Source organism: Pseudarthrobacter sp. MDT3-1, from assembly GCF_054510755.1.
The window spans coordinates 54,639-76,119 of sequence record NZ_JBTNDX010000012.1; the positions used below are offsets into that span (position 1 = coordinate 54,639).

The 21,481-nt window shown below is 61.7% G+C and carries 23 protein-coding genes and 1 tRNA gene; 11 read left to right on the forward strand and 13 right to left on the reverse strand.

Translation table 11 applies throughout. From position 1 onward, the window contains the following. Positions 1-127: 127 nt before the first annotated feature. Positions 128-1,066: an endonuclease/exonuclease/phosphatase family protein gene (locus ACX80X_RS11310; RefSeq protein WP_459312098.1), complete on the forward strand. Its 939-nt coding sequence runs from the start codon at positions 128-130 to the stop codon at positions 1,064-1,066. A gap of 12 nt (positions 1,067-1,078) precedes the next feature. On the opposite strand, the gene ACX80X_RS11315 is transcribed toward ACX80X_RS11310, so the two are convergent. Next, positions 1,079-1,375, reverse strand: coding sequence for a hypothetical protein (locus ACX80X_RS11315; protein WP_459312100.1), 297 nt, complete (start codon positions 1,373-1,375; stop codon positions 1,079-1,081). 154 nt (positions 1,376-1,529) lie between these two features. Here ACX80X_RS11315 and ACX80X_RS11320 point away from each other — a divergent pair, with 154 nt between their 5' ends. Then, complete coding sequence (locus tag ACX80X_RS11320; protein WP_459312102.1) at positions 1,530-2,444, forward strand: hypothetical protein; 915 nt, start codon at positions 1,530-1,532, stop codon at positions 2,442-2,444. 41 nt (positions 2,445-2,485) lie between these two features. Here the strand turns inward: ACX80X_RS11320 and ACX80X_RS11325 are convergent, their stop codons facing one another. Together ACX80X_RS11325 and ACX80X_RS11330 are read right to left on the reverse strand one after the other, a co-directional pair. Further along, entirely contained in the window at positions 2,486-3,076 is a 591-nt protein-coding gene (locus ACX80X_RS11325) for a hypothetical protein (RefSeq protein ID WP_459312104.1), read from the reverse strand. A gap of 56 nt (positions 3,077-3,132) precedes the next feature. Beyond that, a complete protein-coding gene (locus tag ACX80X_RS11330; RefSeq protein WP_459312106.1) occupies positions 3,133-3,384 on the reverse strand; it encodes a hypothetical protein in 252 nt (83 codons plus the stop codon). A gap of 183 nt (positions 3,385-3,567) precedes the next feature. Here ACX80X_RS11330 and ACX80X_RS11335 point away from each other — a divergent pair, with 183 nt between their 5' ends. The 3 genes from ACX80X_RS11335 (at position 3,568) to ACX80X_RS11345 (ending at position 5,184) form a co-directional block, all read left to right on the forward strand. After that, entirely contained in the window at positions 3,568-4,236 is a 669-nt protein-coding gene (locus tag ACX80X_RS11335) for a recombinase family protein (protein ID WP_459312108.1), read from the forward strand. 139 nt (positions 4,237-4,375) lie between these two features. Further along, positions 4,376-4,678, forward strand: a complete 303-nt coding sequence (locus tag ACX80X_RS11340) for a hypothetical protein (protein ID WP_459312110.1) — start codon at positions 4,376-4,378, stop codon at positions 4,676-4,678. A 194-nt stretch (positions 4,679-4,872) separates the two neighbouring features. Further along, positions 4,873-5,184, forward strand: coding sequence for a hypothetical protein (locus tag ACX80X_RS11345; RefSeq protein ID WP_459312112.1), 312 nt, complete (start codon positions 4,873-4,875; stop codon positions 5,182-5,184). Between the two features lie 198 nt (positions 5,185-5,382). Here the strand turns inward: ACX80X_RS11345 and ACX80X_RS11350 are convergent, their stop codons facing one another. From ACX80X_RS11350 to ACX80X_RS11360, 3 genes are all read right to left on the reverse strand, one after another. Further along, a complete protein-coding gene (locus ACX80X_RS11350; RefSeq protein WP_459312114.1) occupies positions 5,383-5,502 on the reverse strand; it encodes a DUF6994 family protein in 120 nt (39 codons plus the stop codon). Positions 5,503-5,695: 193 nt separating this feature from the next. Further along, the gene (locus tag ACX80X_RS11355) at positions 5,696-8,470 is read right to left on the reverse strand and encodes a class I SAM-dependent DNA methyltransferase (RefSeq protein WP_459312116.1); all 2,775 of its coding nucleotides are present in this window, start codon (positions 8,468-8,470) and stop codon (positions 5,696-5,698) included. 23 nt (positions 8,471-8,493) lie between these two features. Beyond that, a complete protein-coding gene (locus tag ACX80X_RS11360; protein ID WP_459312118.1) occupies positions 8,494-8,754 on the reverse strand; it encodes a hypothetical protein in 261 nt (86 codons plus the stop codon). A gap of 161 nt (positions 8,755-8,915) precedes the next feature. Between ACX80X_RS11360 and ACX80X_RS11365 the strand changes: the two genes are divergently transcribed. Then, entirely contained in the window at positions 8,916-9,755 is an 840-nt protein-coding gene (locus ACX80X_RS11365; protein WP_459312120.1) for a GAF domain-containing protein, read from the forward strand. 810 nt (positions 9,756-10,565) lie between these two features. Here the strand turns inward: ACX80X_RS11365 and ACX80X_RS11370 are convergent. Beyond that, positions 10,566-11,285 carry a hypothetical protein gene (locus ACX80X_RS11370; RefSeq protein ID WP_459312122.1) on the reverse strand — a complete coding sequence of 240 codons (720 nt, stop codon included), beginning with the start codon at positions 11,283-11,285 and terminating at the stop codon, positions 10,566-10,568. 337 nt (positions 11,286-11,622) lie between these two features. Between ACX80X_RS11370 and ACX80X_RS11375 the strand changes: the two genes are divergently transcribed. The 3 genes from ACX80X_RS11375 to ACX80X_RS11385 all read left to right on the forward strand — a co-directional run bounded on the left by ACX80X_RS11375 (position 11,623) and on the right by ACX80X_RS11385 (position 14,760). Further along, positions 11,623-11,692 (forward strand) — tRNA-Ser (locus ACX80X_RS11375). Between the two features lie 543 nt (positions 11,693-12,235). Further along, complete coding sequence (locus ACX80X_RS11380) at positions 12,236-13,327, forward strand: SDR family oxidoreductase (protein ID WP_252603410.1); 1,092 nt, start codon at positions 12,236-12,238, stop codon at positions 13,325-13,327. Between the two features lie 206 nt (positions 13,328-13,533). Next, positions 13,534-14,760, forward strand: coding sequence for a glycosyl hydrolase (locus ACX80X_RS11385; protein ID WP_252603412.1), 1,227 nt, complete (start codon positions 13,534-13,536; stop codon positions 14,758-14,760). Positions 14,761-14,768: 8 nt separating this feature from the next. Here the strand turns inward: ACX80X_RS11385 and ACX80X_RS11390 are convergent, their stop codons facing one another. The 3 genes from ACX80X_RS11390 to ACX80X_RS11400 all read right to left on the reverse strand — a co-directional run bounded on the left by ACX80X_RS11390 (position 14,769) and on the right by ACX80X_RS11400 (position 16,373). After that, complete coding sequence (locus ACX80X_RS11390) at positions 14,769-14,930, reverse strand: LPXTG cell wall anchor domain-containing protein (RefSeq protein WP_252603415.1); 162 nt, start codon at positions 14,928-14,930, stop codon at positions 14,769-14,771. 11 nt (positions 14,931-14,941) lie between these two features. Then, positions 14,942-16,132, reverse strand: a complete 1,191-nt coding sequence (locus tag ACX80X_RS11395) for a glycosyltransferase family 2 protein (protein ID WP_459312125.1) — start codon at positions 16,130-16,132, stop codon at positions 14,942-14,944. Positions 16,133-16,196: 64 nt separating this feature from the next. Then, positions 16,197-16,373, reverse strand: a complete 177-nt coding sequence (locus ACX80X_RS11400) for a hypothetical protein (protein ID WP_252603421.1) — start codon at positions 16,371-16,373, stop codon at positions 16,197-16,199. 88 nt (positions 16,374-16,461) lie between these two features. Between ACX80X_RS11400 and ACX80X_RS11405 the strand changes: the two genes are divergently transcribed. Together ACX80X_RS11405 and ACX80X_RS11410 are read left to right on the forward strand one after the other, a co-directional pair. After that, a complete protein-coding gene (locus ACX80X_RS11405; RefSeq protein ID WP_104063859.1) occupies positions 16,462-16,764 on the forward strand; it encodes a DUF4193 domain-containing protein in 303 nt (100 codons plus the stop codon). 236 nt (positions 16,765-17,000) lie between these two features. Then, positions 17,001-17,549 carry an AMIN-like domain-containing (lipo)protein gene (locus ACX80X_RS11410; protein ID WP_252603425.1) on the forward strand — a complete coding sequence of 183 codons (549 nt, stop codon included), beginning with the start codon at positions 17,001-17,003 and terminating at the stop codon, positions 17,547-17,549. 115 nt (positions 17,550-17,664) lie between these two features. Here ACX80X_RS11410 and ACX80X_RS11415 read toward each other — a convergent pair whose 3' ends face one another. Genes ACX80X_RS11415 through ACX80X_RS11425 form a run of 3 tightly spaced genes read right to left on the reverse strand, consistent with a single transcriptional unit; the run spans position 17,665 to position 21,360 of the window. Then, complete coding sequence (locus tag ACX80X_RS11415) at positions 17,665-19,227, reverse strand: APC family permease (protein ID WP_252603428.1); 1,563 nt, start codon at positions 19,225-19,227, stop codon at positions 17,665-17,667. 13 nt (positions 19,228-19,240) lie between these two features. Next, positions 19,241-20,266: an agmatine deiminase family protein gene (locus ACX80X_RS11420; protein ID WP_252603431.1), complete on the reverse strand. Its 1,026-nt coding sequence runs from the start codon at positions 20,264-20,266 to the stop codon at positions 19,241-19,243. Then, on the reverse strand, positions 20,263-21,360 hold the full coding sequence (locus ACX80X_RS11425) for a nitrilase-related carbon-nitrogen hydrolase (protein WP_459312129.1): 1,098 nt from the start codon (positions 21,358-21,360) through the stop codon (positions 20,263-20,265). The genes ACX80X_RS11420 and ACX80X_RS11425 overlap by 4 nt, the downstream gene beginning before the upstream one ends. Positions 21,361-21,481: the final 121 nt, after the last annotated feature.

Consider the following 21,481-nt stretch of genomic DNA (forward strand, 5'->3'; position numbering starts at 1 on the left):
ACCCAGTATGCTCCGGCTTCGGCAGCTGCACACCACGTGCGCGACGCGGTCAGGCCATTAGTACAGCCCAGGTGCTAGCTCCGGTGTGTCCGCCCGAGTTCCGCGCCCCTTCTGGTTCCATGGAGGCATGACTGAGCAGCAGCCCGCAGCCGTGACCGAAGACCTGGCGCGCCTGCGGGCAGCCCTCGACGCCACGATCCCTGCCAGAACGGACTCCAACGTCCTGATCGGAACCTGGAACATCCGGGCCCTCGGGGACCTGACCGCCAAATGGGTGGCCGGGCCCAAGGACTCACCCAAGCGGGACTGGCACGCCATCGCCTGCCTGGCGGCGGTGATCTCCCGGTTCGATGTCGTCGCCGTCCAGGAATCCCGGCGCAACCCCAAGGCCCTCAAACATCTGCTGGCCACCCTCGGCCCGCACTGGCAGGTCATCATTTCGGACGTGACCGAAGGTTCCGCCGGCAACGGCGAACGGCTCGCCTACGTCTATGACACCGACCGGGTCCAGCCCTCTGGCCTGGTCGGTGAGATCGTGCTGCCGCCGGTTGAGGATGAGCCGGCGCGTCAGTTCGCCCGCACCCCGTACACGGCCAGCTTCATGAGGGCCGGGGTTGAATTCACCCTCGCATCCGTCCACGTCCTCTGGGGCAAGAGCCCCGCCGAGCGGCTGCCGGAGATCACCGCGTTCGCCCAATGGATGCGGGCCTGGGCGGTCCGGCCCAACGACTGGAACGCCAACCTCATGGTCCTCGGTGACTTCAACCTGGACCGGATTGGCGACCCGCTTTACGAGGCGTTCATCGCCACGGGCCTGTGGCCACCGACAGAGCTGGACAAGGTTCCGCGGACCATCTTCGACAACGACAGGACCAACAACTTCTATGACCAGATCGCCTGGTTCTCCAAAGCCGACGGCACGTCCCTGTTGCAGGGCCTGACCTATGGGCAGCGGGCCGGTTCCTTCGACTTCATCCCGCACGTTTTCCCCGGACTCACCCGCAGCGACGTGTCCTGGCGGATCTCGGACCACTACCCGCTCTGGTGCGAATTCCTGCTGGGCTGAGCTTCATGGACCTCAGCTGTTTCCGGGAAGGTGCGCGACAGACTGCAGGTCGGCGGCCAGGGCTTCCATCCCAAGAGTTGGCGGTCCGGGCTGCTCGGCCGGGTCGCCGAACCATTTGTGCCACACGGTGGCGACGGCCTCGGCGGTGATGGGCTCGCCCGCTGCTATCAGGCGCACGAAGTCTTCCATCTCGGGGTCGTACTCGTCCGCCGGCACCCCGAGGCCCAGGACCCCGAGGAGGTCGTGGGTGTTCAGGCACGCCGTCACTGCTTCGCGGAGGCGGGCGTAGTCCTGGGTGCTGGTGTCCATGACGCCAGTCTAGGAGCAATCGGACAAGTGGACCGCTGAGAGACGGGCGCAACCAGCCATCGGAGATCCGCAGAAAGCTATCCGTTGTAGCAACGCCCGGCCGCCCTGTGCCGTCTCGTAGACTGCCAGAGAGCTGTGGAGTTATGGGGGAGAGATGAAGAAAAACGAAATGGTGTTCAACACCAAGCGGATGCCGGAAAAATGGCGGCGCCACTTCAAGATCTATCGGGCCAAGATCAGCATCTACCTCGACACCGCTGATTTCGGTACACCGCTTATGGTGGACGCGTCCGAGATGATGGAATTCCTGCCCGCAGGCATCGACCATCCGTCCTTCATCGAAAAGACAGGTCCTGTCAGGCCCGGCGCGGAAGCGCTTTGGGTTGAAGCCGAAGTCCCCGAGGGTTTGCCGTCCCGTCCGAACGTCCGGCGGATCGGGGCCATGGTGCACCGCAGCAAGACGCGGACCAGCTTCATGGCCAAGGCCTTTACGGGGGCTGACCATGAATATTGGATTGAAGCCTACGTGCGGGACGCCGACGGGCTCTCCACGCGGCTGGAACAGGATGTCCGGTTCCGGCTCGATGACCGAGGATTCCTGACCGGGCTGGAGTACATGGTGTACCGGAGTCAACTGCGGCCGGGGAACCCGTTTCTGAAGGATGCACCAAGCATGGTCGAGAGCGGTTACGACGCGCAGGACCCGCCGGCGGAGCGCGCCGTTGAGGTGATGAACAGGGTGTTCTTCACCCTGGCATTGATGAACTGCCGCAACGTGAGCGTGCGGGAGCGCGGCTCGCGCAACGCTAAAGGGCCAACCCGGACAGGAGACGCCTTCCATGAAGTCGTGATCGACGGGAGCGCCCGTGGGTCGGCGGGAGCAGTCGGGGAGTCCGGCGATAGTGCGGGCAGGCGTCACCTGGCACGGGGCCACTTCAAAACCTTCACGGAGGACGCGCCGCTGCTGGGAAAGCATGTTGGGACGTACTGGTGGGGCTGGCAGGTGCGCGGCCAGGAGAGCTCAGGTTCCATTGAGAAGACCTACTCCTTAAAGGCTGGCCGGCGCTGACCTTGAGTCATCCAGCCCGAAGCAGTTGACTTAGCCGGGGTCTAGCCGAGGATCTGGGCCATATCCCTGAAGGCAACGTAGTCGCCGTCGGCCTCCTCAAAGCCGAAATCCATCCAGTACCGGCGCAATGCTGCCTTGGCGGCTTCGTGTTCCTGGGTACCCTCTTCTGGACCGTTGTCGGTCAGCACTGGCGCTGCGAGGAGGACGACCAAGGCAGCGGACCGGCCGATGGTGCCGATGATGGCTTTCAGCGCCGCATGCCCCAGGTCGTTGCCGCGGAACTTCGGATCGATCCACAGCGAGGACAGGTACATGAGGTCTCCGCCAATTTCCATGTCCTCGATCAGGTCAGGCCTCTTGATGGTGAGCATTTCTGCAACGTTCGCCACCTCCTGGTTCACCGCGTCCAAGGTGAAGAAAAGGTCAATGAGCCCGGCGTCTGGAACAAGATACACGTCGGCGTACCCCACTTCGGCGTCCTCGCCATCGCCGCCTTCGTCGTCCCATACCCGGCCAGTCATCCTGACCTTCCAGAACATCGGATAGTCGTCCGGACCGTGGTCTGTCCCTGGGATCCCGCGGTACTCGCAGCTGTAGGTGCATCTCATGTACTCGGGATCAAGGGTGGCCATAAAAGTCCTTCAATCGAGGCAGTGCGGAGCGGGCGGGACAGCGTCGGCCTACTGAGTCACCGGTCGCGTTCCTGCCGTGCCTTTTCGTGCCTCTCCGCCAAATCAAGCAATGGGCGCAAAGCCGCCCTTGTTGTGTCGCCGAGATCGAATCCGCTGACCAGCTCACCGCCGCCCATTCCCCGCATGTAGCCGACCGACCACCCCTCGGCGTCGGGGGTGAAGGTGATCCCGAATCCCTTCTGCTCACCGAGGGCCAGCAGCTCTCCGATCGATTGGAGTGTCCCCTGGTCAAACACATTCTCAGTCATGCTCGAATGCTATCCGACCGCAACGACCTGGCCGTCTCACAGACTCTAGTTTGATGAGGAACGTCGCTACAGTCAGGATTGACGCCAATAAACTGCCAGGAGTGTCTCACCAAGTCTGTCTCACTGGGTGAATCTCACGAAGCCTCAAGGCAGAATGACACACCTCCCCTTTAGCATGTGCGCATGGGACTTCTATTGGGGTACGTCAGGGTTTCCACCACCGATCAGCACGGGCAAATGCAGTTTGATGCGCTCACCGCGGCGGGTGTGCCGGAGGAGCAGATCTACTTCGACCGTCTTTCCGGCGCCAAAGCCGCCAAGGAGCGGCCGGGCCTGAGCGCCCTGCTGAGCTACTCTCGGCGAGACGATACCGTCCTGGTTTATCGGATCGATCGGCTGGGAAGATCCCTGATCGACGTCCTGAACACAGTCGCTGAGATGCAGGAACGGGGCATCGGACTGCGGTCGCTGGTGGACGGAATTGATCCCTCCACGCCGTCAGGTCGCCTCCAGCTGGGCCTGTTCGCGACCCTGGCGGAATACGAGCGGGAGCTCATCAACGAGCGGGTCCGGGCCGGCGTCATGGCGGCCAAGGCCAGGGGAGTGAAGTTCGGCCAGAAGCCGGTGAAGCAGGAAACCGTCGAAGCCAAGCTCGAGGTCGCCCGGCAACTGCTCTCCCAAGGCAAGACGGCCACCCGCGTCGCCGAGACTGTCGGCTGGTCCAGGGCGACCCTGTACCGGTACCTGAAACAGCGCGGTGCCGAACAGTTTGCCGAGACCGAACGTCCGGTCGTACTCGGCCGCGGCCGGTCCCAGTACGCGCACAGCAAGCCGCTGCCGGCGCGCGACTGACCTGGGACAAGCTTCCCCGGCCCGTAGAATCGTCGATCACCGCCCCATCGCCCCTAGGACGTCGAACACTGTTCGGAGCGGTGCCAGGGCTAGGCTGCACGCCGCAATCCACAGGCCGGCTACCTGGATACGGGTCGCTTTGCCATTTTTCTGGCTCAAGGCGGGAGGCTCGGGCGCAACCGCCGAACTAACTACCGGCGCTAAGACGGACGGCTTCGCGATCTCTGAATCGGGCCGCACCGCCGTTCCGTCCCCGTACGGCCGGGTTGGAACTCTGGCAGATAAGCTGGCGGCGATCGACCATGCAATTTCGCACCTCTTCATCGTCACGAAGTCTGAGGCCCAGAGTGACGAGGCAGCGCTTCACTTGGCTGGCGGGATAACGGTTGAGCGGATCTACGGAAGCTACCTGGAGGCCTTCCAGGTCAACAAGAAGGACTGAGACCATGAAGAACAGCGCCGTCACTCTGGTCGGCAAGGACCATATCGACCTTCTGGTCACGGCTTTCATGACCTTCACGCACCCGGACGAGGCACCCAAGGCCCGGGCGCGGATTCATCGCCCAGAACCTCAACAGCTGGAACCACTGCCATCCGAAAGACACTCGCACGGATACAACTTTTCGCTGGACCCCAGTGGCGGAGTTTGTCGACGCCTATTGGGACCACGATGTTATCCCAGGTCACTTCATGGTGCAGGTCATCAAAGCGATAGAATTCTACGAGGACCAGTCGATTGAGCACCCCGGGTGGGACGATGACGACAACGAGATTCGCCACATGTGCCGGGCTATCCGCAAGGTATCCGCCAACGGCCTGAATGAATACCTAGACTGGACTAAGGATGAACGTCCGGTGGTGGGTGGCAGGCTGACGTGGAGAGGGTGGAACCTCGCAGTATCGCACTGGACCCGAGAGCACGGCTTCGTGGGGCCTTCGATGGGCTGAGCCCAGACATTCAATCTCTGCCCCTCTCCTTCTGCGCATGTTTCCTGATGACGCAAGAACATCGGGGAGAAGCATTGAGGAGCTTGTCGAGGTCGTAACGGTCGGACACCCAGGACGGTCTCGGCGGATGTTCCCGGTGTTCCGGAACGCTCGAAGTTGTACAACAGCGTATGGAACTCGACCCTGTCGTAGCCTGCGTCACGAGGTCTTGAAAGTGGAAGAAGTCCACGAACTCCTCGAGGCGTTGGTGACATCGGCGAGCGGGCTTCCCGGTTCTCCTGTGTAGTGACGCCGGATGCATCCAAGGGTGAGGTCCATGCGAGTCAACGACCGACGGACGGAGCCCTCGTGCCGTGTTGACGGTGGGCTGGTCCTTCTTCCTGAAGGGCTAAATCATCGAACCACCGATGGTGTACGGAGTTTTCAGGTACCGGGAGTGCTGGTCATCGTCCGGCCCGGCGATAGCGTTCACCCTGTCGGTTGAGCCGACGCACGTCCAACTCCTGAGACCTCAGCCCACGGGCTTCGCAATCTCTTGCGTCGGATCCACGGCACTCCGTTCCGGAAACGGAACGTAGCTTCTATTGCCCTCCGTGATGTCCTGGTTGAGCTGGGTCAGGTTTCTCACGATTTCTGCGGAATCTTGCGCCATCGATTTAGGCCAACCGTAGCAGGAAGCCACGGCTTCATCCAGCGCTTTGTGGAGCACCCTTATGTCCTGGTAGGCGCCTTCATCGACAAGGTTATATAGCTTGGTTAGGCCGAAGTCTTCCGCTTTGCATATTTCCTGTCTACGGGTGATAACGGCGCGGATCGAGGCAGCGACGGCCTCACGCTGAGCTGTAGAACCGGCGTCCGGCCAAGGGAAGGTCATGAAAACGGTGGTCGGCGTGTACCGAAGGTCGGCTTTGAAAGTCGACGATTTTCTCCACGCCCACGACTCGTGAGCCTTGGACATTAGAACGCCCAATGAAAAGTCGTCGTCAAAGGCAAACACCATGTTTGCGTTGCTAGGCACCGTGCCAGGATCCTGCCACGATAGATGCATCCGCTTACCGTGTGCGCATAGGGCGATATATCGCGAGAGCGGTGCCAAGGCTAAACGCATCTCGCCACGTGGTCTTCCGAACAACCACCACTTTTGCCTGAAGCCTTTATCCCCGTTGAGATCGCGTTCTGGCTTTACGTACTCGCGTACTACGGCCATCGCCCTAGCGTATGGAATCGCCTTCTCAAGGGGCTTACGTCCGAAGTCGATAATCCAACGTGAAGGGAGCTGCTCTGGACTTTCAGTAATGTCTTCGCCGGTGAGGTAGGGACGCACGACCTCGCTGTAGTCCTTCGACGGGTCACTTAGGATCCGGTGGGCAAGGTCCTCATCTATGATGAACCCGTCACCTACAGGTATTGGCCCTTGAAAACAACGGTTTCTATTCAGTGGCAGGGTTTTCGGCTCCCACAGCCCACGGGCTTCATTTCGCAGGGACGTAGTGATGTGTGTCGCCGCGACTCCATCGAGAATGCACTCATCGGGCACTGAAAGTGGCTCCTTCACCCAATTAACGATGCTGACATGTACTTTCGCTTCCCCGGGCCACTTCTGGCTAGAGACGGCATCTGTGATAACGCCGCCAGTCGCCAAAATGTAATCCAGCGAGGCGGAACGCGCTCGGTTCTGCGCGACAGAGTTAGTACCAACAAGTCCTGCCCGCTGCCCAGGACTAAGGTGATCCTGAGTCCGGCGGAACCAGTAGACGCACAGATCCTTTACACCCACGCCGAACCTTTTCTTAAGCCAATCAAGGTAGTCGTCTCCGAGCGATTTACGCAGGCGCTGGGATCCATAGAAGGGCGGATTTCCGATGATAGTGTCCACTGCAGGCCACTCGACAGCAAGTGCGTCGGCTCGACGGATAGAGGACATGTCCACAAGCGGCAAAGGATCTTCAGCCGCACCGAAGCGGTCGATCATTTGGCGCTGGCCCATCCATAGCGTCAAGCGAGCAATGAGCACGGCGATGCCTTCGATGTCTATTCCGTATAGGTTGCTCAAGGGAAAATAGGGGAGCGGTCCGACGGGTCCGGGCACGCCTGTGGTCGCGGCTGTTGTCTTGATTCTCTCCTTGAGCTCTTGCTCCAAGCTTCGAAGTTCACGGTAGGCAACGTAAAGAAAGTTACCGCAGCCACAACTCGGGTCCAGTACCTTGAAGGCGCAGAGCTCATCCAGAAGGCCCATGCCCTCCGCCACAGAAGCGACCTGCTCGATCCGATGACGCCACGGCCGAATAATGGTGGGCGTGACGATCTTCATGATGTCAGCCTCGTGGGTGTAATGCGCTCCAAGTTCCGCCCGGCGTTCGGGGCCGAGCACGCCTTCCAAGAGCGACCCGAAGATTGTGGGGTCCACTTGTCGCCAATCGAACTCTGCGGCTCGGTTCAGCATCCGAAGTTCATCTAGGGTGAGGTCAACTTCGGCTGGATCCGAAAAAAGTGAACCATTGACGTAGCGAGTGCCGTGCAATTCGCCGGTGCGGTTCTGGTTGCCCTTCTGATTCAGGACCCGGAACAGGAACCCTATTTCCATGGCCGGCTTGGGATGGGCACTGGTCAATAGCCGCTTCACTATGGTCTGCAACGGATAACCGTCCAGCATGCCGAGATCCTCTGCGAAAAGACACCAAACGGACTGCAGCACGAACCGCTGGATTTCATCAATAGGTGCGGCGCTACGGTCTGCTAATGACAGGTAAAGCGTGGCAACGTGCGCGGCTGCTTCTTTCGTCATCGCTCGATGGTGTTCGGCAAACACAGGATCTAGGGTCGTGTCCGCCAGGAAGAGCAGCGAGTCGTACTTGTCGGGGAGGTCCTTCAGTGGAACGGTCAGACGCGGCTTTGTGGGAAAGCGGCCGGGCTCCCAGATTTCAAACTCGTGAAAGTTGCAGATGACGACGAAGCGGGCAGCCGGTATATCGGCCTTATCGTCAGATGACTCTAGCCAGTAGCGCTGGATCTGATCGCGCGCCGTTTCAACCTTGATACCCGGCTTCTTCATCTCGACGATGAGGGTTCCAGGCCAGTGCAAATCCATGAAGCCTGCGCTGGATTTAAAGTCTTCGAAGAGTGCGCCAACAGTCTGACGGTTCGACCCGTAGCACTCAAAAAGTTCATTTAGAAACGTTTGGGCCTCGGCTTTTTCGCTGCCGCCATAAGGGCTCCATCTGGTTACAAACTTAACCAGTGATGCCCGTATTTCCTCGCCACTGCGCGCCAAAGCGCCCCCATCCATCGATTTCTGAGTATGGGCTCAGGTTACAGCAGGCGGAGCGCCTCCTGGCGGTAGTACGCGTCTTGCATCAAGCGTTTCCGAGTCTTCTCCAGTGACGCGATTGCGTCGTCAAGAGCGAGCTTCGCATTGCCCTCTTCGGCGTGCTTTGACGCCTGAGCCCTGACCTTCTTCGCCCGACTCACCGCATGCTCAATGTTGAGGAGTACGTCAGAGACGCCGTTCATGATGAGCTCGTGGGCCGCCTCTTCAGCCGAGCGCTGGGCGCCTGCCGAGTCGCTTGCCATGGTTACCTCCTGATATTGCGTTGGCGTGGCTGCCGCCGTCCGACGCTTTACTTCAAGGCTAGCCCACTTGGGCTAACGCGCTGGTGCGGGAGCCGGATGGCGGGGATGGGGGATCCCATCCCGTCGAATTGTTAGATGCCTTTTCGGATAGCATCAGCGACATGAAACCTATGCCACCGTGGCTGATCCTGACGCTGTCGCTCGCGAGCGTTGGCGTCATCGTTGGAAGCCAGGTGATGCGCGCTGCTGTACCGGCAATGGACCCGCTGTGGTGGACCCTCTTCGGCATCGCCAGCCTGGGCGCTGCAATTGTTGCGTGGTACGACAAGCATGCTTCGGCAAGGGCTAAGGAAAACTATGAAACAAAAATCCAAGCGCTCAGGACGGAGCACCAAAACGAACTTGATTTACAGACGTCCGCGACACGCGTTGCCCTCGAAGACGCGTTGGACCCGCTGATCGAGTCGCTGGGCGCCGTCGCCACGGCGGACAACCCAAAGGAGAGGCATGCCAGGGCAAGCCAAGTCGTCCTACAGGGACTTCACGCCATTGCTTTCGCCATCAGTAAGAATGGAACCAGGATCCGGACGAACTACTTCACGGTTGTCTTGCCGTCACCGCGGCACGAAGATTTCCGTCTCGTGAGGACGCAGAGCATTGGGCGGTCCGGCAAACCCCGGGATGAATTCAACCTCAACAATGAACTGGATCGTGACATATTTCACATGCTGATGCAGGATAAGACGCGCTTTGAGCCCAACATAGCGACCACCCTGCCTCCTGGTATGGACCCGGATCGTAACCGCGACTACTGCACCTTTATCTCTGTGCCGGCACGAGTCGGTCAGAATGTCGAAGGTCTGGTAACAGTGGACGCACCGACGGAGGGCGACCTGTCAGAATCAGATATTCCTTTCATTCGTGCGGTGGCAACGGTCATTGCAACAGCTTCGGTGCTGGCCGCAGATGCGTCACAGTCTCAATCTAGTGCTGCTAGCTAAGGTCGGCATGTCAATGGCACTGTTCCAGCCGAACATGTATTCTCAAGACACGTAGGGAGGTCCCGCACATGTCCCACATGATTATCTCGAATCCTCGTAACAGGGCCCAGGAGATGGTTCAGAATCCATCTTCGTACTTCAGCGCCGCTCGAGAGCGAGCTCTGGCCGAAGTGAAGGCAGAACGCCTTAGACAGGAACAGCGCGAGCGTCAAGCAAGCGACAAGAACAGATCGAAGAAGTAGCCGCCCGGCACGAAATTGAACTGTATGCGGCGCTCGTCTTCCGTTTGGGTGGGCGGGCGTTTCCACCCACCGGCTGGTTGCAAGTGGCGCAACTCCCAACCCGGAGTCCTTGATAGTTGTCGAACCGGCGTAAGATCACGGCGGCCGCTAACCGACACATCGACCTGAGTATCCCGACGGAAGAACTATGGCCCATGTGGTCACGGCATTGGCAGCGGAGAAGTCGAGAAGACGAAATAACCAGGACGGCATCCGCCCCCATGACCGTGGATAGCCGCGCCTTTACCCGGAGGTGAGCCGTGCAGCGGCGGACTATCTTTGCGATATGTTCTTCGGCGGCCGGCTCTTTGTTGATGGACAGCCACCCTTCCGGTCATTCAATGACTGTTCAAGGCTTGGCTTTGATGCAGCGACTATTCGAACTGTGGCTCCGAGAAGAAGGGGACCCGACCAAGGTCGAGGTAAGTCATCATAATTGCGCAACTGCCAACCCTATCGTTTCCAGGCTCAGGTACGAAGACCTCCTCTGGAACTGCTACATGTGCCAAGGCCGCAGGTCCGCAGCATTTCAGGGCGCGTTCCGCAAGGGACGCAAGGGACGCAAAGAGGGGATGCCGTTGGGCAAAACGTGCTCAATGAGGTCAAGAACCGGTGAAGTCAAACCCGCGATCTTCTCAGTGACATCCTCCAGATATTCGACAGGCTCCCGGCCGTGGCCCGCAACCAAAATGGTTGTGACGGCGTCGCTGCCGACAAAGACATCGATGTTTCGGGGCGCCGAGTCTTGATGCATCGGCATATTCCGTAGACGCCGGAATTGCTGTAGCCATCCCACAGGCGCATTCTTGTCGGGACCTACCTCCAAAGCAGCAGCGACGGACTCGGCCGTGCGGGCAACGTTGAAGTCCAGGTTCTGTTCACGCAGTTCGCTCATCCGCTTCACGAAGAGGGCGTCGTTAATCAAGTGAGACGGGGTCAGCAGAAGTTTCTCGTCGTCCTTTCGGAGGTACCTTTCAGCGGCTCCGACAAGTCCTGCCACGGTGGCGTCGAAGGCTCCGTTGAGAGAGGCAAGAGCGCCATCAAGAGCCATCTCCACACCGACATAGCGTTGAAACCCGGCGTGATCGACAATGTTCTTCAGGGTATCGATGTACCATCGGGCAGCAGTGATTTTGTAATTGGCCCAGGCCCTAGGTGTAGGGCCCATTGCTCCTGCACCTTCCAAATGAAAATAATAGAGGGCCCAACGGCCACTTGACCGGAACTTCGTTGGGTACATCAGGTTCATTCACCTAACCGAGACTACAAGTTGACTGGCTGCACGCGGCGTCAGCGCACTCACTGTGGGCCCACCATCCACAGTAGAATCCGGCATGAATCCTGTTGATCTTGGTGCACGTCATGGTTGCACTACCCCTGAGTGCGCTGAGTTTGAATGCACGGGCTACATCCGGTACTAGACACGAGCCAACACTGGAACCCGTCTGGGCGTTGGGCAACGACTCGAGTAGCTTGTCGGCGACACGTTTACGACACGCTTTGAACGGGAACTGTCAGGAATCTGCGGGTACGATTTCGACATCAACAGATGCAAGATTGCTGGTCACAGGGCAGTTCAGGGCACCGCCGGGAACACCCGGGATACCCGCTCTTGTAAAGCGGGGGTCGTCAGTTCGAATCTGACAGGAGGCTCCAGTTGTGGCTTTGACCTGCGGTTTTAATCCGGAGCCCATGACGCGAACGCGCGGATTCCGTGCAGGATTTGGACGTTTTCCGTCGGTTCTAATGCGCCCGCGGGGCTTGGTAAATGGCCTGGCCTGCAGTCCTACCCCCGATGCCTCATGCGGACTGTCTTTAACCCGAGAGCTGAAAGGGAGGGCCGCCGGAGACAGGCTGGGAATCTGGCTCCAACCGCCCGGAGGTCTTTCCTGTTTCTCAAGCATCCCACTGGTACGCCACCGGAGACAGCGGCGCGGAGGCCGGGTCGACGTGGTCGGATACGCCGGGGTGTAGGGACCTCAGACCGGTTTCTTGCCGCGACGCAACCGCGCGCTCTCACCTAACTACCGCCCCCAAATCTCTGTTGAGTTGCTCTGCAGCAGCTCGGGTGGGAGGAATATCTGCTGGGAGGGGTGGCTTGTCGCTATTAGGCCGACGTCGGCTTGACTGCAGCCGGGCCTGTAGCCTGACGGCCTGACCGACGCGCGGGCATGAACAGCACACACCAGGAGGAGCGCCATGACTATCGGCACAGGAACAACAGCGGGCACGCAACGGACGGCTCTCGTAGTGGGAGCCACCGGCATCGCCGGGTCCGCCCTCGTCGACCGCCTGGCGGGCGAGGGGTGGGCCGTTCTTGCCCTGTCCCGCAGGCCCGGAGCGGAGCGCCCCGGGGTACGGTGGCTCTCCGCAGACCTGACCTCGGCGGCATCGTTGGTCAGTGTGCTCGGGCCGGAGAATCCCTCGCATGTTTTCTTCACGGCGTGGTCAAGGCGTGGCACCGAGGAGGAGAACATCACAGTCAATGCCGGCATGGTTCGCGATCTCCTCGCTGCACTTCGGGGCAAGGACGTAGCACATGTTGCGCTGATGACCGGTCTCAAGCACTACCTCGGACCCTTCGAGGCGTACGCAGCCGGAGAGATGGCCGACACGCCCTTCCATGAGGAGGAGCCGCGCCTGCCGGTGCGGAACTTTTACTACGCGCAAGAGGATGAACTCTGGGCCGCTGCGGCGGAGCAAGGGTTCACGTGGTCTGTGCACCGAGCGCACACGGTGATCGGGCACGCGGTGGGCAACGCCATGAACATGGGTCTCACTCTCGCCGCCCAGGCGACCCTTTGCCGGGAGAGCGGGGAGCCTTTCGTCTTTCCGGGATCCGAGACGCAATGGAACGGTCTGACCGACATGACGGAGGCTGGCCTGCTCGCCGAGCACATGCTCTGGGCATCCACCACACGGAAGGCCGCTAACGAGGCCTTCAACATCGTCAACGGCGACGTGTTCCGCTGGCGCTGGATGTGGCCGAAGCTCGCGGCCTACTTCGGCGTGGAGTGGGAGGGGTACGAGGGGGAGCCCCGTCCCCTCGAGCAGTCCATGTCAGGGCGGGAAGACCAGTGGAGGGAGCTTGCCGGGCGCCATCACCTCAGCGAACCGGAGTTGGATCGCGTGGCGTCCTGGTGGCACACGGACAGTGACCTTGGGCGCGGCATTGAGGTAGTGACAGACATGGGCAAGAGTCGGGATGCCGGGTTCACCGGCTACAGGCGGACGCTGGACGCCTTCATTGCGCTCTTCGACCGATACCGGGCCGACAACCTCATTCCCTGATCGTGACGCTTCCGAAGAGGCAAATCTCTTCTCCTGGCCGCGACCCAGGACGCGGGAACCACCAGAGGCCCGTGAGTTCTCTCAAAAAATTTTCGAAAAAATCCGCTCTGATCGGCGCCGAGCCCTTAGGATCAGGAAAGTGCCGGTAGGCACCACCTGACCGGCGGATTTCCAACCGCCTTGCCGATTGCGGGGGACCGATCGCCATGCTCCGAACTTTGAAATCCATCGCGGCAGTGGTTGGCCTGGGTCTGGCTTTGGGACTGATGCCGGCCCAGTCCGCCCAGGCAGCGCCTGCCACAGGCCGGATCTCCCTCAGCCCGGCCACTGGACTGGCAGGATCCGCCGTCACAGTCAGCGGAACGGGGTTCAAGGCCTCCACCACGGGGACGGTGATCGCCGGTGCCACGACTTTCCCCTTCAAAACGGCGGCCTCGGGTGCCTTCAGCACCTCGATCACCATCCCTTCCGCAGCCACGGGATCGTTGACAATCACGGCCAAGACCTCGTCCATCCAGGCCTCGTCCGTGTTCACGGTGACCGCGCCGGCCCCGACGCTCCCTCCGGTCAGCACCGCCGCGCTTCGCTTCGGGGTCGCCACGGCCGGCGGCCCCCTGGCCGGCGGCGAACTCGATGAAGTGGCGCAACTGGCCGGGGAAAGCCCGTCCACGATTCTGTTCTACAAGGACTTTCTCCAGGCGCCACCCATCGCCGAGATGGACTCCGTCCGGGCACGCGGCGCCGTCCCGCTCATAACCTGGGAACCTTGGGCCTGGGGCGGCGGAATGGAACAGCCCGCCTACTCCCTAGACCGAATTGCCGCTGGCGACTTTGACGCCCACATCACGCAGTGGGGTCAGGCACTTGCGGCCTGGGGCCAGCCGGTCCAGCTCAGATTCGCCCACGAGATGAACGGCAACTGGTACCCGTGGGCCGAAGGCGTCAACGGCAACCAGCCCGGCGACTATGTAGAAGCCTGGCGCCATGTTCACAACATTGTTGCTGCCACCGGAGCCAGCAACGTGTCCTGGGTTTGGAGCCCGAATGTTCCCTACTACGGTTCCACCGATCTCGCCGGCCTCTTTCCCGGCGCCGGGTATGTGGATGTTGTGGCCCTCGACGGGTACAACTGGGGCACTTCAGCCTCCTGGAGCGGCTGGATATCGCCGCAGGATCTCTTCGCTCCGGGGATAGCCCAGTTGCGTACTCTGGCACCCGGAGTTCCCATCCTGATCAGCGAGACGGCTTCCAGCGAAGCAGGGGGCAACAAGGCTGCCTGGAACACTGAGCTCGTGTCCTATCTGGCGGCCCAGCCCGATGTCGTGGGCTTCGTCTGGTTCCACCTCCAGAAGGAAACCGACTGGCGGATCAACAGCAGCGGCACCTCCGCCTCAGCTTTTAAGTCCGCATTGCAGGCGCGCCGGACTCCCTGACTCGGTAGTCAGGGACGCGCCTTGTTGTCCCGGCGGACCAGCCCCAGCAGGGCCACACCTATGAGCATCACGCCCAGCGCGGTTAGCAGTGCAGACATGACGTCCAAGCCGGTGTGCGCCAGCCCGGTTGCGCCCAGAGCGGCTCCGGAAGCGGGAAGAGCGGTGTTCATTCCGTACATTGTTAGTTGATTTCCTCGGCTGTGTATTGCGCTTCCCAGCGGTCTATCCGCCGCCGGGTGATCTTTGCGGTCAGGACTGCGCACCAGGAGGCCAGGAACCAGCCGGACCGCAGCCACATGAACAATTCCTGCGGGAAGAACGTGGCTGCTATCAGGACGTCCTTCCAGTCGCGGTGCGGAATCCGAAGCGCCCGTTTGATGTCCAGCGCCACGAACAGGATTGGCACCAGCCACCAGAACAGGACGAAGTGAAACACTCCCAACGAGAGTGACAGGACAATTACTGCGATCCACAGCAGCTTCAGGAACACGCCCAGCAGACCCATGGCCTGCTGGCCCCAGTCACGCAGGGTCAGCCGGTTAATTCCAAGGTCCAGCAGGTCTTCGACGGTGCCGACCTGCCATTTCATCCGCTGGCCCCACAGTGCTTTGACTGTCTTCATCGAGTCGGTGTAGGCGCGGACGTCCGGGGATACCTGGCAGATAAAACCCAGTTCGCGGATGCGATAGGTCAGTTCGAAGTCCTCGACCTGCGAGGTGTAGACCCACGGCCCTTCCCGGTCGTCCCGGGCCGCGATCTGCCGGAGGACGGCGTTATTGATGGCGCAGCCGGTTCCTGCCAGAACGCTGGTACGGCCCCGTCTCAGGGCCGTATCGGTCCACGTGGCGAATTCAGCCTTCTGCAGCCGGCTCAGAAATCCGGGGTCCTGCATCGTGAACTTCGACGACGAGCCACCGATGAGCGCGCCCTTTTCGGCGCTGAACTCCCGGCACCAGGCTTCGACGGCGTTCAGGGGCAGGACCGTATCCGCGTCCAGGCAGATGACCACGTCGGCGTCGAATGCGTACTTTGCCCAGGCCCGGTTCAGGGCCTCGGATTTGCGGTGTTGCAATCGTGGAAGCTCCATCACGGACACGGGGTACTTCCGCGCTTCCCAGGCCGTTGAATCGGTGCAGCCGTTGGGGATGACCACGATGAGGTCCGCGGGACGGGACTGGAGCATCAGGCCATCGAGGGTTGCCCCGATCGAGCTGGCCTCGTTGTAAGCGGGCACCAGCACGACTACGCGCAGGCCAAGTGATGCGGGGGTAGCATCGGCCGCATCGGATGCGACGCGGGCTGCCCGCCGGGTGGGATCAATGATAGACGAGCGCGTCACGTCGGCCGGGGGCAGGGACAGTGCGGCATCCATGGCGGCCTCCTCGGGTGGATTTGCAGACTCCAGTGGCCCGCGAATCCATCCTGCAGGCGCCTTCTCAGATTTCGCCCCCGGATACCGTCAAGGTTGCATCAATACCTTCTGGCCGCTCCTTGGACAGTTCCAACACAAATGTCCAGTGCCATTCGGCGTAATCCGCGAAACCGTGCTTGTCGAGAAAAGTCTCTACCTCGTCTGTAGCGGGCGAAGCGACGAAATCTGTCTGGTTGGCCACACTGTTGCCCAAGTAGCGGCATAATGACCTAAACTGCTTCACTGAGGTGCCTGAAATGGTGCCGTGCAGCGACGAAAGTGAACATGCCATGGCTACCGATTACGACGCTCCACGCAAGACCGACGACGAGGCTTCTGCCGAGTCGCTGGAGGCCCTGCAGGCATCCCGCAGCGGCAGTGCCCAGACGGCAGTCATCGACGTCGACGAGACCGACACCGCCGAAGGCATCGACCTTCCCGGCGCCGATCTCTCCGGCGAAGAGCTGACGGTCATTGTGGTTCCCGAACAGTCCGATGAGTTCACCTGCTCATCCTGCTTCCTGGTCCGGCACCGGTCCCAGATTGCACGCGAAAAGAACGGCCTGAAGTACTGCATCGAGTGCGAAGGCTGAACGGCCGACGGCGGCACTCCGGTGAGGTGCGCCGGCGTCGTTATCATGCATAACGGCAGGGTGCAGAAACGGTGTTAATAGCGTATCGATGGCCCCGTAAAGTGCTTTAGAATTACGCCCGCGTGACCGGAACCAAGGCCGATTAACGGTTCCGCGCCGAAGCGGCAACAACCCTTTTGAGTGGCCTTGGAGACTCCTACGCTTGAGCTACCTAATCACTCGAAGGGTGGCCCACAATGAAAAAGATTCATACGTGGCTGACAGTCATTTTGATGGCTGTCGGATTGGGTTTCCTGGCTCCGGGGCCCGCCTCGGCAACCACATCGTATTGCGGACTCGTATGGGGATCGCTGGCTGAATCAGACCCGGCCATGAGCACCGCATCCGTCACCAACGTCCGGACAGGGCAGCATTACTGCTTTGACCGGATGGTGGTTGATCTCAACGGCCCTGTTGCCGGCTACACGGTTCAGTACGTTCCGACCGTGGTCCAGGACGGTTCAGGTTTTGAAATCCCGATGCGGGGTGGCGCATTCCTCCAGGTAACTGTGAATGCACCGTCCTATGACAGCAATTACAACGTCACCTACAGCCCGGCGGCAAAGGCCGAACTGTCCGACGTTTCGGGATACCAGACCTTCCGGCAGGTGGCCTACGCGGGCAGCTTCGAAGGCTACACCAGCATCGGCCTGGGCGTCCGTTCCCGGCTCCCGTTCCGGGTGTTCACCCTGGACGGCCCCGGATCCGGGTCGCGCATGGTGGTGGATGTAGCGCACTTCTGGTGACCGGCGGTTAGCTGCCGTACCGCAGTGGAGACAAGATCAGGAAAACCAAAGAACGGCGCCCTGCTCCGGAGACTTTCCGGGCAGGGCGCCGTGCTGTGTGCTGTGGGTGGCGCAACTACTCGGGGACCACCAGCGCAGGGGTGTCCCGGCGGATGGTTTCACCCCGGAAGAAACCGGGGCTCAAGCGCGCCATGATGACCATGAACACCGCTCCGAGCATCAGGATTCCGATCCCCAGGACAAAGACCAGTCCAACCCCGAAGACCTCGGAGCCGCTGCCGAATTCCGGCGCCCAGCTGTCCATGGCGGTCTGCAGGAAAACCACAAACAATCCGACACCGCCCAGCACCGGACAGAGGAGCCGCAGCACGAAGTTGCGGACGCTGCTTAACACGCTGTTCCGGAAGTACCAGGCGCAGGCGATGGCGGTCAGGCCGTAGTAGAAGCAGATCATCAGGCCGAGGGCCAGGATGGTGTCGTTCAGGACGTTTTCGCTGATCACATGCATCACCGCATAGAACCCAGCGGACAGGATGCCCGCCGCCACTGTTGCGAAGCCCGGCGTCGAGAAACGCTTGCTGATGTGGCTGAACGGCGCAGGCAGCGCACCGTAGTGGGCCATGGCCAGCAGGCTGCGCGACGGAGACGTGAACGTGGACTGCAGGGACGCAGCGGAACTGGACAGCACCGCGAGCGACATCAGGATGGCGAACGGCCCCATGATCGGCGAGGCCAGCGCCGTGAAGAGGTTCTCGTGGTTCTCAGCGTTGTTCAGGCCAATCCCGGTATCGCCGACGCCGGCGAACATCATGGTGGAAATGGTCACCAGCAGGTAGATCCCCAGGACAACGACGGCGGTGAGGGTGCCCGCCAGTCCAGCCGTCTTTTTGCCGTTGGCGGTTTCCTCATTCACCGTCAGGCAGACGTCCCAGCCCCAGTAGACAAAGATCGACAGCGAGATGCCGGCAGCGATCTGCCCGAACGTCTCGATCCTGGTGACGTCGAACCACTCCCAGCTGAACGGGATGGCCGTTTCCGACGTGGACCAGTTCGCGAACGCCATGCCCACGAAAAGCCCCAGGACCAGCAGCTGGAATCCGACGAGTCCGTACTGGACCAGCTTGGTGGTGTGCAGGCCGCGGTAGCTCACCCACACGGCGAGGGCCACGAACACGAAGCACGTCAGGACGTTCAACGGCTTATTGGCCGCGAGGTCCGCGAGTTCAGGCGCACCCGTCAGCTGCGACAGGAAGAGATAAAAGAAGTCGACGGCCACGCCCGCCAGGTTGGACAGGACGATGATGTTGGCGGCCAGCAGTCCCCAGCCGCCCATCCAGCCCACCCAGGGGCCAAACGCTTTGGTGACCCAGGTGAACGTGGTGCCGCTGTCCGGGGAATCGGCGTTGAGTTCCCGGTAGGCGAGTGACACCAGGATCATGGGGATGAACCCGATCAGGAAAATGACGGGCAGCTGGAGCCCCGCCTCATTAACCGTGGGGCCCAGGGCGCTGGTCAGCGTGTAGGCCGGTGCGATGGTGGAAATGCCAAGAACGACGACGGCGAGGAGGCCCAGCTGCCCGCCCTTCAGTCCTTTTGCGGTGATGCCGTGCGCCGAGCCGGCCGGGTCGGTCCCGGATGGCTGGCCTGCGGGGGTGTTCGTGCGGGTGGTTTGGGTCATTGTCCAGCGCTTTCTACGAAGCAGCAGGCTGCTGTTGGGTGATGCAGTGGATGCCGCCGCCGCGGGCGAAGAGCTCACGGGCGTCAATGCCGACCACACGCCGGCCGGGGTAGGCCTCCGCCAGGATCTGCAGCGCCTTGTCATCGTTGGGGTCCCCGAACGTACAGGCGATGACGCCGCCGTTGACCACGACGTGGTTGATGTAGCTGTAGTCGACAAAGCCTTCGTCATCCCAGAGCACTTCAGGGGCCGGGATTTCGATGATGGTCCACTCCCGTCCGGCCGCGTCCCTCGTGGTGCGCAGGTGCTCGATGATGTCGCGGCTTACCTGGAAGTCCGGGTGGCGGGGGTCCTGCTGGGAATGCACCAGCAGTGTGCCGGGGGAGGGGATGGCGGCCACGATGTCCACATGACCGCGCGTGCCGAACCGTTCCGAGTCGCGGGCCAGTCCGCGCGGGAGCCAGACCACCTGCGTGGCGCCGATGGTCCGGGCGAGCTCGGCTTCGACGTCGGCCCGGCTGAGTCCCGGGTTGCGGCCCGGATCCAGCTGCACGGTTTCGGTCACCAGCACGGTTCCCTGGCCGTCCACCTGGATGCCGCCGCCTTCGTTGACCAGCGCGGACACGATGTGCGTGGCCCCGGACCGGCCCGAGACTTCGCCGGCGATCAGCGCGTCTTTGTCCCAGCGCGCCCAGTCCTGGGCGCCCCAGCCGTTGAAGACCCAGTCGACGGCGCCGAGGCTCCCGTCCTGGTCCAGCACAAACGTGGGGCCGATGTCCCGCATCCACGCATCGTTGAGCGGGGCGGCAAGTACCTCGACGGCCGGGTGCAGATAGCGGGCGGCGATGCCGACGTCGTCGGGGTCCACCACCACGGTGACCGGCTCAAATTCGACGGCGGCGTTGGCCACCGCTGCCCAGGTGGACCGGGCTGCGTGGGCAGCTTCCTCCGTGTCACCCAGGGTGTAACCGCCGGTGGGAAAGGCCATCCACAGCCGCTCCTGCGGAGCGGTTTCGGCGGGCATGCGCCACGTGCTCATGCGGTCACCTGCTGACGGTTGATTGAGCCTGCGTGACTGGTGATTGAGCCGGCGTACCCGGTGATTGAGCCTGCCGAAATCCCCGCCTCTTCGCCGCCGAGCGGCTGGTCATGGCGTACGGGTTCCGTAAGCCGGCCGTAGGTATCGGGGCGGCGCGTGGACAGGAAGGGGAAGAGCGTCAGCCAGTCCCGCCGCTGGTCCAGGTCGAGGTCTGCCACCAGCACTGCGGAGGCGTCACGCGGAGCCTGCACGAGGACGCGGCCGTAGGGGTCGGAGATGAAGGAGGAGCCGTAGAAGTTCAGCGTTCCTTCACTGCCCCAGCGGTTGGGGGCAATCATAAACAGGCCGTTGGCGATGCCGTTGCCCACGATGACCTGCTGCCACAGCGGCTGGGTGTCGAAGTCCGGGTGGTCCGGTTCGGAACCGATGGCGGTGGGGTAGACCAGGATCTCTGCGCCACCGAGGGAGTAGAGCCGGGCCACCTCCGGGAACCATTCGTCCCAGCAGGTGGGCATGCCCAGCCGGGCGCCGCCCAGTTCTGCCGGCGCGTGGACCTCGTAGGCATCCGCGGCCGCTGGCCCCTGGCGGAAGAACTTGTCTTCGTAGTAGCCGGCGGTGACCGGGATGTGGAGCTTGTGCGTGCGGGCGAGCAGTTCGCCCTCGGACGACACCAGGATGGCGGTGTTCAGCCCCAGGCCGTCGTCGCTGCCGTCCGGGTTGGGTGCCTGCTGGTACAGCGAGGCATGGACAGCCACGCCGTGGCGGCGGGCCGACTCGGCAGCAAACCGGAAGGTGGGTCCGGTGAGCAGGTCCTCAGCGATGTCCGACGGCCGGGGCAGCACCGCTCCAGGGCGCGTGGTGTCATTTTCGGAGCAGGTGTCTGCAGGGTAGCGGGAAAGCGTGAGTTCGGGCAGGAACACCACCGACGCGCCGAGCCGGGCGGCGCGGCCGATTCCTTCATCGAGTTCCGCCTGCAGGACGGCAGTGTCTGCATGCCAGCGGTGCTGCACAACGCCCACCCGAAGGGCAGGGCGGACGGACGGCGTTGTCCGGGCCAGGGACGTGGGTGAGTCGAGGCAGGAAATTTCAATCATGTGCTTACTTCCAGTGAGACGACCGTCACTAAATGAATGACGTTCATTTAGTATGGAGGGTGGACGGCTTTCGCGCAATGGTTTAAATGAATTCCGTTCTTTTATCTCGCTCCGTGAGATT

Excerpts from the sequence above, each read along its gene's own strand:
- ACX80X_RS11310 (WP_459312098.1), top strand. The coding sequence starts at position 128 with ATGACTGAGCAGCAGCCCGCAGCCGTGACCGAAGACCTGGCGCGCCTG.
- ACX80X_RS11315 (WP_459312100.1), bottom strand. The coding sequence starts at position 1,375 with ATGGACACCAGCACCCAGGACTACGCCCGCCTCCGCGAAGCAGTGACG.
- ACX80X_RS11320 (WP_459312102.1), top strand. The coding sequence starts at position 1,530 with ATGAAGAAAAACGAAATGGTGTTCAACACCAAGCGGATGCCGGAAAAA.
- ACX80X_RS11325 (WP_459312104.1), bottom strand. The coding sequence starts at position 3,076 with ATGGCCACCCTTGATCCCGAGTACATGAGATGCACCTACAGCTGCGAG.
- ACX80X_RS11330 (WP_459312106.1), bottom strand. The coding sequence starts at position 3,384 with ATGACTGAGAATGTGTTTGACCAGGGGACACTCCAATCGATCGGAGAG.
- ACX80X_RS11335 (WP_459312108.1), top strand. The coding sequence starts at position 3,568 with ATGGGACTTCTATTGGGGTACGTCAGGGTTTCCACCACCGATCAGCAC.
- ACX80X_RS11350 (WP_459312114.1), bottom strand. The coding sequence starts at position 5,502 with ATGGACCTCACCCTTGGATGCATCCGGCGTCACTACACAGGAGAACCG.
- ACX80X_RS11355 (WP_459312116.1), bottom strand. The coding sequence starts at position 8,470 with ATGGATGGGGGCGCTTTGGCGCGCAGTGGCGAGGAAATACGGGCATCA.
- ACX80X_RS11360 (WP_459312118.1), bottom strand. The coding sequence starts at position 8,754 with ATGGCAAGCGACTCGGCAGGCGCCCAGCGCTCGGCTGAAGAGGCGGCC.
- ACX80X_RS11365 (WP_459312120.1), top strand. The coding sequence starts at position 8,916 with ATGAAACCTATGCCACCGTGGCTGATCCTGACGCTGTCGCTCGCGAGC.
- ACX80X_RS11370 (WP_459312122.1), bottom strand. The coding sequence starts at position 11,285 with ATGAACCTGATGTACCCAACGAAGTTCCGGTCAAGTGGCCGTTGGGCC.
- ACX80X_RS11380 (WP_252603410.1), top strand. The coding sequence starts at position 12,236 with ATGACTATCGGCACAGGAACAACAGCGGGCACGCAACGGACGGCTCTC.
- ACX80X_RS11385 (WP_252603412.1), top strand. The coding sequence starts at position 13,534 with ATGCTCCGAACTTTGAAATCCATCGCGGCAGTGGTTGGCCTGGGTCTG.
- ACX80X_RS11390 (WP_252603415.1), bottom strand. The coding sequence starts at position 14,930 with ATGAACACCGCTCTTCCCGCTTCCGGAGCCGCTCTGGGCGCAACCGGG.
- ACX80X_RS11395 (WP_459312125.1), bottom strand. The coding sequence starts at position 16,132 with ATGGATGCCGCACTGTCCCTGCCCCCGGCCGACGTGACGCGCTCGTCT.
- ACX80X_RS11405 (WP_104063859.1), top strand. The coding sequence starts at position 16,462 with ATGGCTACCGATTACGACGCTCCACGCAAGACCGACGACGAGGCTTCT.
- ACX80X_RS11410 (WP_252603425.1), top strand. The coding sequence starts at position 17,001 with ATGAAAAAGATTCATACGTGGCTGACAGTCATTTTGATGGCTGTCGGA.
- ACX80X_RS11415 (WP_252603428.1), bottom strand. The coding sequence starts at position 19,227 with ATGACCCAAACCACCCGCACGAACACCCCCGCAGGCCAGCCATCCGGG.
- ACX80X_RS11420 (WP_252603431.1), bottom strand. The coding sequence starts at position 20,266 with ATGAGCACGTGGCGCATGCCCGCCGAAACCGCTCCGCAGGAGCGGCTG.
- ACX80X_RS11425 (WP_459312129.1), bottom strand. The coding sequence starts at position 21,360 with ATGATTGAAATTTCCTGCCTCGACTCACCCACGTCCCTGGCCCGGACA.